Here is an 11,162-nt window from a genome sequence, read left to right on the forward strand (position 1 = left end):
AGGAGCCGGCCGTGAACTCTGCAGGAGAGCCGGGCGTGACCGCGCCGATCCGCGTCCTGGTCTGCGACGACCAGATACTGATCCGTACCGGACTGGTGACGATCATCGACGCCCAGCCGGACCTCGAGGTGGCGGGCGAGTGCGGGGACGGGCGGAGCGCCGTCGACCTCGCCGGCCGGCTCCTCCCGGACGTCGTGGTGATGGACGTACGCATGCCGGTGCTCGACGGCATCGAGGCCACCCGCCTGCTGGCCGGAGCCGGGGTCCCGAACCCGGTGAAGGTCCTCGTGGTGACGACGTTCAACCTGGACGAGTACGTCTACGAGGCGCTCCGCGCAGGCGCCAGCGGCTTCCTCCTCAAGGACGCGCCCCCGGCCCAGCTCCTGCACGGCATCCGCACCGTGGCCACGGGCGCGGCGCTGCTGGCCCCCGAGGTGACGCGCCGACTCGTCGGCCGGTACGCCGCCCGGATCCGCCCCGCGGAAGGCACCCCGCACGACATCCCGCTGACCCCCCGCGAGCTGGAGGTCCTCCGCCTCATCGCGGACGGCCTCTCCAACAGCGAGATCGCCGGCGCCCTCGTCATCAGCCAGGAAACCGTCAAGACCTTCGTCTCCCGCATCCTCGCCAAACTGAACCTGCGCGACCGCGTCCAGGCGGTCGTCTACGCGTATCGGCACGGCCTGGTGACGTGAGGAGGCGTGACGTGAAGTGACGGGGCCGAGGCGGGCGGCTCAGGAATCGCCAGGAACCCGCGCGTGTTGAGTGCAGTGTCAGCTGGCTGAGAAGTATGGAGGGTCCCAATGGCTGCGCAGACGCAGAGAGCCGTTCTCGCGGGCGGGTGTTTCTGGGGGATGCAGGATCTGATCCGCCGGCTCCCGGGCGTGACGGCGACCCGGGTCGGATACACCGGGGGTGACGTTCCGAACGCGACGTACCGTAACCACGGCACGCACGCGGAGGCCATCGAGATCCTTTACGACCCCGCGGGGACCGACTACCGCGCGCTCCTGGAGTTCTTCTTCCAGATCCACGACCCGAGCACCAAGAACCGCCAGGGCAACGACATCGGCCTCAGCTACCGCTCGGCGATCTACTACGTGGACGACGAGCAGAAGCGGATCGCCGAGGACACGATCGCGGACGTGGACGCCTCCGGCCTGTGGCCGGGCAAGGTCGTCACCGAGGTGGAGCCGGTCGGCCCCTTCTGGGAGGCCGAGCCCGAGCACCAGGACTACCTGCAGCGCTACCCCGACGGCTACACCTGCCACTTCCCCCGCCCGGGCTGGCGCCTGCCCGCCCGCACGGAGGACTGAGCGGGAGACGGCCCGGCGCAAGGGGCGGAAGCCGGCCGGCGGACGCCCCGCGGCCGGGCCGCGCCTTTGACCGGCCCGGACGCTCCGCAGCAGGGCCGGCCGGCGCGTCTTCGCGTCAGTGCGGCAGCGTCGCCGGGCTGCCGCCGTTCGCCTCGTAGCCCGCCACCGCCAGCGCGCGGTAGACCGCGAACTCCGCCGCGGGGTCCGGGGACAGGGTCCAGGGCAGGGCGCCGACATGGCCGTCGATGTGTATGAGCTGGTTCATCGCCTCGCCCCAGCGCTCGGCGCGGACCAGGAAGAAGACCAGGAGATGGCGTACGTGCGCCAGCATGGGGTCGTCCGGCCGGGCCGCGTGGACCGCGTGCAGCGCACCGTGCATCGCCTTCGTCACGACCTCGCTCTGGTAGAAGCCGCTGACCAGGTTCACCTCGGGGAGGTGCTCGAAGACCGAGAAGAGCGGCATCGCGGCGAGCAGTGAGCCGTGCGGAGCCCGCGCGGCCGCCGCCTCCGCGAAGGACGTCGCCAGCTCCCTCGAGCCGTGCCACTTCTCGCACCAGTAGTGCAGCGCCGCCAGGTGCGCGCCCATGTGCGCCGGGTCGCGGTCCAGGATCTTCAGCCAGAGCTGCTCGAACTCCGCCTGGGAGTACGCCAGTCCCCGGGCCACCGACAGCTCGACGATGTACGGGATCGGGTCACCGGGACCGAGCAGCGCCGCGTCGGCGCACGCCGACCTCGCCTCCTCCATGATGATCCGGAACTCGTCCGTGCCCGGCGTCGACGTCCGCCACGCCTGCTGCACCAGGAACTCCGCGTGCACCGCCGCGCCGCCCGCGTCCTTGGGCTGCTCGGCCCGCCACACCCGCAGCCACTGCCCGCCCGGGGTCTCGCTGACCCCGCCGGGCCGCTGCTGCAGCTCCAGCGAGGCGGCACCCGCGAAGGCCTGCACGCGCTGCCAGCGCAGCTCGCCCTCGGCCTCCGTGCCCGCCAGCAGCTGAGAGGCCGCGCGGTAGTCCTGCGTGCGCTGCACCAGGTCCAGGACGTCCAGCAGATCGTGGTCGGGGCCGGGCATGCGGACGTCCAGCTCCTCCTCGCGCACGAATCCGTAGGTCGCGGGGTCGGCGGCGTCCGGGTGGCCGGCCGGGACCTGCTCGATCATGCCCCGACGGCGCCGCATGACCGGGAGCAGCACGAAGCCGAGCATGACCAGCGCGATCAGGACCCAGAGAAATTCCATGGCTCAAGCGTTCCAGACGCCACCGACAAATGGCCAACCCGGTCCCCGGCCTGTGGAGAACCCGGGATCTCCCGTGCCCCTCCGCCCGACACCCGCCCCGTCGGCGCACTACGCTCGGGCACATGAGCGACAGGCACATCAGTCAGCACTTCGAGACCCTCGCGATCCACGCGGGCAACACCGCCGATCCCCTCACCGGCGCGGTCGTCCCGCCGATCTACCAGGTCTCGACCTACAAGCAGGACGGCGTCGGCGGACTGCGCGGTGGCTATGAGTACAGCCGTAGCGCCAACCCGACCAGGACCGCCCTGGAGGAGAACCTCGCAGCCCTCGAGGGAGGCCGCCGAGGTCTCGCGTTCGCGTCCGGACTGGCGGCCGAGGACTGCCTGTTGCGTACGCTGCTCAGCCCCGGCGACCACGTGGTCATCCCCAACGACGCGTACGGCGGCACCTTCCGTCTCTTCGCGAAGGTCGTCGCCCGGTGGGGGGTGGAGTGGTCGGTCGCCGACACCAGCGATCCGTCCGCCGTACGGGCCGCCATCACCCCGAAGACCAAGGCGGTGTGGGTGGAGACCCCCTCCAACCCGCTGCTCGGCATCACCGACATCGCCGCGCTCGCCCAGGTCGCGCGGGACGCGGGCGCGAAGCTCGTCGTCGACAACACCTTCGCCACGCCGTACCTCCAGCAGCCGCTGGCGCTCGGCGCGGACGTCGTCGTGCACTCGCTGACCAAGTACATGGGCGGCCACTCCGACGTCGTCGGCGGTGCGCTGATCGTCGCCGACGAGGCGCTCGGCGAGGAGCTCGCGTTCCACCAGAACGCGATGGGCGCGATCGCCGGCCCCTTCGACTCCTGGCTGGTGCTGCGCGGCACCAAGACCCTGTCGGTGCGCATGGACCGCCACAGCGAGAACGCCACCAAGGTCGCGGACATGCTCACGCGGCACGCGCGCGTCACGAGCGTCCTGTACCCGGGTCTGCCCGAGCACCCCGGTCACGAGGTCGCCGCCAAGCAGATGCGGGCCTTCGGCGGCATGGTGTCGTTCCGGGTCGAGGGCGGCGAGGAGGCGGCCGTCGAGGTCTGCAACCGAGCCAAGGTGTTCACGCTCGGCGAGTCCCTGGGCGGCGTCGAGTCGCTGATCGAGCACCCCGGGCGCATGACGCACGCCTCCGCGGCCGGTTCGGCCCTCGAGGTGCCCGCCGATCTCGTACGGCTCTCCGTGGGCATCGAGAACGTCGACGACCTGCTGGAGGACCTGCAGCAGGCGCTCGGCTAGGCAGACGCCGCGCTCACCAGCCCGTGTACGGGGGAGTCGTCTGCGAGGGCGGCTCCACCCACGGGCGGGCCATCAAGGCCCAGACGAGGAACGCCACGGCCGCGGCGCACAGCAGCAGCCACAGCAGCCGCCGGGCCGCCCTTCTGCGGCGCAGGCTGCGGGTGCCGCGGCGCACGACGTCCCCGTACAGCTCCGGCGGCACCCGCGGCGGAACCCGCTCCATGATGTGCCGTGCCGCTGCCTCGCGCTCGGCCCGGTTCATGCGCCCCTCCCCACGCCCGCGCGCCTCATGACGGCGCCACCTTCGGGCCCGCGACCGTCCGTGCGGGGCCGCGCGGCGGATGCAGCAGCGACGCCGTGGCCCGGTCGCAGATGGTGCGGACGCGTTCGGTCGGCAGGCCGAGCAGCGCCGCCGTCTGCTCCTCGGCGACACCCTCGTAGAGCCTGAGGACCAGGATCAGGCGCTCCTGCGGCACGAGCCCGGCCAGCGGGCTGTCCGGATGCGGGCGGGACCGGCCGAAACCGCCGTACTGGTGCCAGGCCGCACGCGCGAAGCGGGTGGCCAGGTACTGGCGGGTGCGGTCGTAGGGGTCCTCGCCGCGCAACCGGTCCCAGGTGCTGTACGTGTGCGCGAGGGCCAGCGTCAGCAGGCGCCGCGCGCGCGGGTTGTCGTCCGGCGCCTCCGCGGTGAGCAGCGTGGCGGCATGCAAAAGCCGCCCTGCCGCGCCCGCGACGAATGCCTCGAACTCCCGGGCCCGGCGGGCGGATTGGAACGCCTGCCGTTGCCGCACCGCGCCTCCCGCCCTCACGGCGAAACGAAACGGAACCTCTGCCGCGCACGGGATGCTGAACCGCGTACGAGGAGGACCCGATCTCATATGAGGCCAGGGGTGCCCCGTCGGTCAAGAGCCGGGCGGCACGCGCGGGTAAGAGCCGGCGGGGCGAAGGCGCGGACGGGGACCTAGGAGGCGTCCGGTGCGTCGGGTCCGGGCATGCCCTGGGGCGACATCCGGGAGGAGAGCGCGACGTTGAAGCGCGTCAGGAGCGCGCAGAACGCCTCGCGCTCCTCCGGCTCCCAGTCCTGTGTCAGCTCGGCCATGAGCTGGCGCCTGGACGAGCGCACCTCCTCGAGGCGGGACAGTCCGCGCGGGGACAGCTGAAGGACCACGGCGCGTCCGTCCTCGGGGTGCGAGGTGCGCTTGACGAGGCCGGTGTCCACGAGCGGCGCCACCTGCCGGGTGACCGTCGAGGAGTCGATGCCCATGCTCGCCGCGAGCGCCTTGACGCCCATGGGTCCTTCTTTGTCGAGGCGGTTGAGCAGCAGGTAGGCGGCGCGGTCCATGGAGTTGCGCACCTGCCCGACCCCCCCGAGCCGGGTCTGTTCGGCACGGCGGGCGAAGACCGCCACCTCGTGCTGCAGCGTGTCGAGAAGACCGGTGTCACCGACGGTCGTCATGTCCATCGACATTTCTGGTGTTGTGGGCATGGCCGGAGGCTCGCTTCATGAAGAGGCTGCTGGAATGGGGGACAGAGTACGCGGCCCGGGGGCAGGCCGTACCGGCGCTGCGCAAACCAGTCTCGGAGGTTGGTCACACAGGTGCCGTGCGCCTGTGAACTGCGATGCTTGAGTCATGAGCTACAGCACGGCTGACTCCTTGCGGCCCGTGACCCTCGACGACGTGCGGGGCGCGCAGAAGATGCTCTCGGGCGTGGCGCGGGCGACGGCGATGGAGGGCAGCAGGCACCTGTCCCAGCTGGTGGGCGCGCCGGTGCACTTCAAGTGCGAGAACCTCCAGCGGACGGGATCGTTCAAGCTGCGGGGCGCGTATGTGCGGATCGCCGGGCTGCTGCCCGAGGAGCGTGCCGCCGGAGTCGTGGCGGCGAGCGCGGGCAACCACGCGCAGGGCGTAGCCCTCGCGTCCTCGCTGCTCGGCGTGCGGGCGACGGTGTTCATGCCGATGGGCGCCCCGCTGCCGAAGATCAGCGCCACGCGGGAGTACGGCGCCGAGGTGCGCCTGCACGGACAGGTGGTCGACGAGACGCTGGCCGCGGCGCAGGCGTACGCGGCCGAGACGGGCGCGGTGTTCATCCACCCCTTCGACCACCCCGACGTCATCGCGGGCCAGGGCACGGTCGGGCTGGAGATCCTGGAGCAGTGCCCGGAGGTGCGCACGATCGTGGTCGGCGTCGGCGGCGGAGGCCTCGCGGCCGGCATCGCGGTGGCGGTGAAGGCGCTCAGGCCGGACGTGCGCATCGTGGGCGTTCAGGCGGAGGGCTCGGCGGCGTATCCGCCCTCGATCGCGGCCGGGCGCCCGGTGTCGATCCAGAACCCGGTGACCATGGCCGACGGCATCAAGGTCGGGCGGCCCGGCGACGTGCCGTTCGCCATCGTCCGCGACCTGATGGACGAGGTCCGCACGGTCTCCGAGGACGCGCTGTCCGCCGCGCTGCTGCTGTGCCTGGAGCGGGCCAAGCTGGTCGTCGAGCCGGCCGGGGCGAGCCCGGTGGCGGCGCTGCAGAGCGAGCCGGGGGCCTTCGAGGGCCCGGTGGTCGCGGTGCTGTCCGGCGGCAACGTCGACCCGCTGCTGATGCAGCGCGTCCTGCGGCACGGCATGGCGGCGCAGGGCCGCTACCTGGCCGTACGGCTGCGGCTGACGGACCGGCCGGGGGCCCTCGCCACTCTTCTCGGGGTGTTGTCAGTGCTGGACGCTAACGTCCTCGATGTGAGTCACGTACGGACCGATCCACGGCTCGGGCTCACGGAGGCGGAGGTCGAGCTGCACCTGGAGACGAAGGGGCCGGAGCACTGCCTCGAAGTCGGCCGGGCCCTGCGCGAGGCGGGCCACACGGTCGTCGACTGAGGCGCCGGGCGCCCGGCGATCGTGGGGCGCTCAAGCGGAACGACCAGCTCAGGGCTCTTCGTCACTCGATCGGGAAAATCCGTTGAGAGACGCGATACATCGCGTTACGGTGTGTCTCGCACCCGCCCGCCCCGCCACCCATCAGGCGGAGCGAAACGTACGAATCTAGGCTTTTCGAAGAATCCCCGACGACGTGGAGACTCACATGCCAGGCGCCATCTATGCCGAAGGCCTGGTCAAGACCTTCGGTGACGTAAGGGCTCTGGACGGCGTCGACCTCGATGTCCCCGAGGGCACCGTCCTGGGCCTGCTCGGGCCGAACGGCGCGGGCAAGACGACGGCGGTCCGCTGCCTGACCACCCTGCTGCGGCCCGACAGCGGCAAGGCGATCGTGGCCGGCCTCGACGTGCTCAAGCAGCCCAACGAGGTGCGCCGATCCATCGGCCTGTCCGGCCAGTTCGCCGCGGTCGACGAATACCTGACCGGCCGCGAGAACCTGCAAATGGTCGGCCAGCTCTACCAGATGAGGGCCAGGGCCGCGAAGGCCAGGGCCGCGGAGCTGCTGGAGCAGTTCGACCTCGCGGACGCCGCCGACCGTCCCGCGAAGACCTACTCCGGAGGCATGCGCCGCCGGCTCGACCTGGCCGCGGCGCTGGTGGTCTCGCCGCCGGTGATGTTCATGGACGAGCCGACGACCGGCCTCGACCCGCGCAACCGCCAGCTGCTGTGGGACGTCATCAAGCGGCTCGTCTCCGGTGGTACGACCCTGCTGCTGACCACGCAGTACCTGGAAGAGGCCGACCATCTCGCGCACGACATCGTGGTCGTCGACCACGGCCATGTCATCGCCCGCGGCACCTCCGACCAGCTCAAGGCCCGCACCGGCGGCGAGCGCGTCGAGGTCGTGGTGCACGAGCGCGAGCACATCGCCACCGCCGGTGAGGTCCTGACCGGCTTCGGCAAGGGGGAGCTCACCGTCGAGGAGCACACCCGCAAGCTCACGGTGCCCGTCAGCGGCGGAGCCAAGCTGCTTGCCGAGGTCATCCGGGAGCTGGACGCCCGCGGCATCGAGATAGACGACATCGGGCTGCGCCGCCCGACCCTCGACGACGTGTTCCTCTCCCTGACCGGACATATGGCCGAGGCAGAGGAAGAGAACGGCGCATCCGGGAAGGCGGCGGCCAAGGACCGCCGGCACAAGAAGGAGGCAGCCAAGTGAGCGCCGTCACGGACGCCGTGCGGGTCGCACCGACCGGGAACCCCGTCAGTCAGTCGTTCCGCGACTCGATGGTCGTCGCGAAGCGCAATCTGATCCGCATGTCCCGCATCCCGGAGATGATCATCTACGGCCTGATCCAGCCGATCATGTTCGTGGTGCTCTTCACCTACGTCTTCGGCGGCTCCATGCAGATCGGCGGCAGCACCAGCGCCACCGACTACAAGAACTTCCTGATGGCGGGCATCTTCGCGCAGACCGTCACCTTCGCCACCGCCAGCTCCGGCGCGGGTATCGCCGACGACATGCACAAGGGCCTCATCGACCGCTTCCGCTCCCTGCCCATGGCGCGCGGTGCGGTCCTCACCGGGCGCACGCTCGCCGACTCGGTGCAGACGGCGCTGACCCTGGTCGTCCTCGCCCTGGTGGCCCTGCTGGTCGGCTGGCGCGTGGGGACGAACGGCGAGACGAACGCGGGCAAGGTGCTGGGCGCGTTCGGCCTGCTGCTCCTGCTCGGCTATGCCTTCACCTGGATCGGCGCCCTGATCGGCATGTCGGTGCGCACCCCCGAGGCGGCCACGTCCAGCGGGCTGATCTGGCTGTTCCCGGTGACGTTCATCTCGAACGCCTTCGTGGACACCAGCCACATGACCCCGTGGCTGCGCCACATCGCCGAATGGAACCCCTTCAGCGCCACGGTCCAGGCCTGCCGTGTCCTGTTCGCGAACCCGGGCCAGTCGCCGTCGGACGCCTGGCCCATGGTGCACCCCGTGTGGGCCTCGCTGATCTACTCGGCCCTGATCATCGTCGTATTCAGGACGCTGGCGGTGCGGAAGTACCGCTCGGCGACCGCCTGACCCGGGACACGACGACGCCCCCGGCGTCAGCAGGACACCGGGGGCTCGTCGAGGACGTGCGGTCTTGCCTGGCGGCCGGGATCAGCCGTTGTAGGGCTCGGCCTTGAGGATCGTCACGGAAGCCTTCTTGCCGTTGGGCAGCTCGTACTCCGCGTCCTCGCCGACCTTGTGGCCGATCACGCCGGACCCCAGCGGGGACTGCGGCGAGTACGTCTCGATGTCGGAGCTCGCGTACTCGCGCGAGGCCAGCAGGAAGGTCGTCGTGTCGTCCTTGTCGCCGTCGAAGGCGATCGTGACGACCATGCCGGGCGCCACGGCGCCGTCAGCGGACGCCGGAGCCTCGCCGACCTTGGCGTTCTCCAGGAGCTGGGTCAGCTGGCGCACACGGAGCTCCTGCTTGCCCTGCTCCTCCTTGGCCGCGTGGTACCCGCCGTTCTCCCGCAGGTCGCCCTCCTCGCGCGCGGCCGCGATCTTGGCGGCGATCTCCGTGCGCGCGGGACCAGACAGGTGCTCCAGCTCGGCCTTGAGCTGGTTGTACGCCTCCTGGGTCAGCCAGGTGACGTTCTCGCTGGTCTGGGTCACAGGTGCTCCTCGTAGGTACTGGGAATACAAAGCATCGCCCTACCCAGAAGAATGTTCCTTCACGGAAGGGCGAAACCACGAGCCTAACAATTCCGCGGCGCAAGGGGGAGGACATAAGCCATCAGAAATACGTCAGCGCAGGTCAGCGTCTACGCATTCCGGCCAGGGAGGGTAGGCGTCAGTCGGCGTGACAGCCGAGCAGCTCCGCCGTGGTGCCCTTGGCCGTCGTACGGAGCGTGACGACCTTGTCGATGCGGGTGGCGTCCCCGCCGAAGCGGAAGTCGGCCCGGCCCACCTCGGCGCCGTCCGCCGCCTGGGAGCGCAGGGTGCAGTAGCCGCTGGTGCCGGCGTCCTTGTGGACCTCCAGATGCACGTTCACCGCGTTCTTCTGCGCATCGAAGGTGATCACTTCGGCGCTGATCTTGCTCTGGGCGACGTAGTGATAGGCGAAGTAGCCGACCAGGGCGAGGAGTACCGCAGCGAGGACGGCGCCGGCGACCTTGAGCTTGCGGTCGGCGCGCTCGTCCGAGGAGCGGCCGTAGCGGCCCTCGGGCAGCTGTGTGCTCGCCGTGCTCATGATCGTCCCCTCGGAAACCGGGTCCCGGAATTTTTCGCCCCCCGGTTCGGTCACTATAGAAGCCGCCGATCGCACCCGAAGACACCGGGGGCGCCGACTTACGAGGATTGAGTCTTGACTGACCAGCTGCGACTGATGGCCGTCCACGCCCACCCCGACGACGAGTCGAGCAAGGGCGCGGCGACCATGGCGAAGTACGTGTCCGAGGGGGTGGACGTGCTGGTCGTGACCTGCACCGGCGGGGAGCGCGGTTCCATCCTCAATCCGAAGCTGCAGGGCGACAAGTACATCGAGGAGCACATCCACGAGGTACGCAAGAAGGAGATGGACGAGGCCCGGGAGATTCTCGGCGTCCATCAGGAGTGGCTCGGTTTCGTCGACTCGGGCCTGCCCGAGGGCGACCCGCTGCCTCCGCTGCCCGACGGCTGCTTCGCCCTGGAGGACGTCGACAAGGCGGCCGGTGAGCTGGTGAAGCAGATCCGTTCGTTCCGCCCGCAGGTGATCACCACCTACGACGAGAACGGCGGCTACCCGCACCCCGACCACATCATGACCCACAAGATCTCGATGGTGGCGTTCGAGGGCGCGGCGGACGCCGAGAAGTACCCGGAGGCCGAGTACGGCCCCGCCTACCAGCCGCTGAAGCTCTACTACAACCAGGGCTTCAACCGCCCGCGCACCGAGGCCCTGCACCACGCGCTGCTCGACCGTGGCATGGAGTCGCCGTACGGGGACTGGCTCAAGCGCTGGCAGGAGTTCGAGCGCGTCGAGCGCACGCTGACCACGCACGTTCCGTGTGCAGACTTCTTCGAGATCCGCGACAAGGCGCTGATCGCGCACGCCACGCAGATCGACCCCGACGGCGGCTGGTTCAAGGTGCCGATGGAGATCCAGAAGGAGGTCTGGCCGACGGAGGAGTACGAGCTCGCGAAGTCGCTCGTCGACAGCTCCCTCCCCGAGGACGACCTCTTCGCGGGCATCCGCGACAATGCCTGACATGAGCGCAAGCGTGAGCCTGGCAATGACGCACCTCGTCCCCCTCGCCAAGGAGGTGGACGAGAACAAGGTCACCCCCGGCGTCCTCGGCTTCATCGTGTTCGCGGCGATGGCCCTGGCGGTGTGGGTACTGATGAAGTCCATGAACCGGCACATGGGCAAGGTCAAGTTCAAGGAAGCGGCCGACCGGGACGGCGAGCCGGCGGAGACCTCCGCCGACTCCGAGGCCCGCCAGGGCTGACGCGG

14 protein-coding genes are annotated in these 11,162 nt (G+C 70.4%); 8 read left to right on the forward strand and 6 right to left on the reverse strand.

Annotation, left to right across the window (positions count from 1 at the left end):
- The first annotated feature begins 35 nt into the window (after positions 1-35).
- Both ACGFYN_RS05075 and msrA read left to right on the forward strand, forming a co-directional pair.
- The gene (locus ACGFYN_RS05075; RefSeq protein ID WP_393864855.1) at positions 36-695 is read left to right on the forward strand and encodes a response regulator; all 660 of its coding nucleotides are present in this window, start codon (positions 36-38) and stop codon (positions 693-695) included.
- Positions 696-803: 108 nt separating this feature from the next.
- Positions 804-1,316, forward strand: coding sequence for a peptide-methionine (S)-S-oxide reductase MsrA (gene msrA / locus ACGFYN_RS05080; protein WP_393864361.1), 513 nt, complete (start codon positions 804-806; stop codon positions 1,314-1,316).
- A gap of 115 nt (positions 1,317-1,431) precedes the next feature.
- On the opposite strand, the gene ACGFYN_RS05085 is transcribed toward msrA, so the two are convergent.
- On the reverse strand, positions 1,432-2,550 hold the full coding sequence (locus ACGFYN_RS05085) for a hypothetical protein (protein ID WP_393864362.1): 1,119 nt from the start codon (positions 2,548-2,550) through the stop codon (positions 1,432-1,434).
- 122 nt (positions 2,551-2,672) lie between these two features.
- Here ACGFYN_RS05085 and ACGFYN_RS05090 point away from each other — a divergent pair, with 122 nt between their 5' ends.
- Positions 2,673-3,827, forward strand: a complete 1,155-nt coding sequence (locus tag ACGFYN_RS05090; protein ID WP_393864363.1) for a cystathionine gamma-synthase — start codon at positions 2,673-2,675, stop codon at positions 3,825-3,827.
- Positions 3,828-3,840: 13 nt separating this feature from the next.
- Here the strand turns inward: ACGFYN_RS05090 and ACGFYN_RS05095 are convergent, their stop codons facing one another.
- The 3 genes from ACGFYN_RS05095 to ACGFYN_RS05105 form a co-directional block, all read right to left on the reverse strand.
- Positions 3,841-4,089 carry a hypothetical protein gene (locus tag ACGFYN_RS05095; protein WP_393864364.1) on the reverse strand — a complete coding sequence of 83 codons (249 nt, stop codon included), beginning with the start codon at positions 4,087-4,089 and terminating at the stop codon, positions 3,841-3,843.
- A 25-nt stretch (positions 4,090-4,114) separates the two neighbouring features.
- Entirely contained in the window at positions 4,115-4,618 is a 504-nt protein-coding gene (locus tag ACGFYN_RS05100; protein ID WP_393864365.1) for a sigma factor-like helix-turn-helix DNA-binding protein, read from the reverse strand.
- Between the two features lie 170 nt (positions 4,619-4,788).
- The gene (locus ACGFYN_RS05105; RefSeq protein WP_393864856.1) at positions 4,789-5,295 is read right to left on the reverse strand and encodes a MarR family winged helix-turn-helix transcriptional regulator; all 507 of its coding nucleotides are present in this window, start codon (positions 5,293-5,295) and stop codon (positions 4,789-4,791) included.
- Positions 5,296-5,458: 163 nt separating this feature from the next.
- Here ACGFYN_RS05105 and ilvA point away from each other — a divergent pair, with 163 nt between their 5' ends.
- The 3 genes from ilvA to ACGFYN_RS05120 all read left to right on the forward strand — a co-directional run bounded on the left by ilvA (position 5,459) and on the right by ACGFYN_RS05120 (position 8,761).
- Positions 5,459-6,688, forward strand: coding sequence for a threonine ammonia-lyase (gene ilvA, locus ACGFYN_RS05110; RefSeq protein WP_393864366.1), 1,230 nt, complete (start codon positions 5,459-5,461; stop codon positions 6,686-6,688).
- 205 nt (positions 6,689-6,893) lie between these two features.
- Positions 6,894-7,907 (forward strand): ATP-binding cassette domain-containing protein, encoded by a 1,014-nt coding sequence (locus ACGFYN_RS05115; RefSeq protein WP_393864367.1) that lies wholly within the window; start codon positions 6,894-6,896, stop codon positions 7,905-7,907.
- Complete coding sequence (locus ACGFYN_RS05120) at positions 7,904-8,761, forward strand: ABC transporter permease (protein ID WP_393864368.1); 858 nt, start codon at positions 7,904-7,906, stop codon at positions 8,759-8,761. Before ACGFYN_RS05115 ends, ACGFYN_RS05120 begins: the two co-directional genes overlap by 4 nt.
- An 81-nt stretch (positions 8,762-8,842) precedes the next feature.
- On the opposite strand, the gene greA is transcribed toward ACGFYN_RS05120, so the two are convergent.
- Both greA and ACGFYN_RS05130 read right to left on the reverse strand, forming a co-directional pair.
- Positions 8,843-9,343, reverse strand: a complete 501-nt coding sequence (gene greA / locus ACGFYN_RS05125) for a transcription elongation factor GreA (RefSeq protein WP_393864369.1) — start codon at positions 9,341-9,343, stop codon at positions 8,843-8,845.
- A gap of 178 nt (positions 9,344-9,521) precedes the next feature.
- Positions 9,522-9,920, reverse strand: a complete 399-nt coding sequence (locus ACGFYN_RS05130; protein WP_393864370.1) for a DUF4307 domain-containing protein — start codon at positions 9,918-9,920, stop codon at positions 9,522-9,524.
- Positions 9,921-10,055: 135 nt separating this feature from the next.
- Between ACGFYN_RS05130 and mca the strand changes: the two genes are divergently transcribed.
- Both mca and ACGFYN_RS05140 read left to right on the forward strand, forming a co-directional pair.
- The gene (mca, locus tag ACGFYN_RS05135; RefSeq protein WP_393864857.1) at positions 10,056-10,916 is read left to right on the forward strand and encodes a mycothiol conjugate amidase Mca; all 861 of its coding nucleotides are present in this window, start codon (positions 10,056-10,058) and stop codon (positions 10,914-10,916) included.
- On the forward strand, positions 10,909-11,157 hold the full coding sequence (locus ACGFYN_RS05140) for a hypothetical protein (RefSeq protein WP_393864371.1): 249 nt from the start codon (positions 10,909-10,911) through the stop codon (positions 11,155-11,157). The genes mca and ACGFYN_RS05140 overlap by 8 nt, the downstream gene beginning before the upstream one ends.
- Positions 11,158-11,162 lie beyond the last annotated feature (5 nt).

Origin of the sequence: Streptomyces sp. NPDC048419, assembly GCF_043200415.1 — a bacterium.
Classification (GTDB): Bacteria; Actinomycetota; Actinomycetes; order Streptomycetales; family Streptomycetaceae; genus Streptomyces.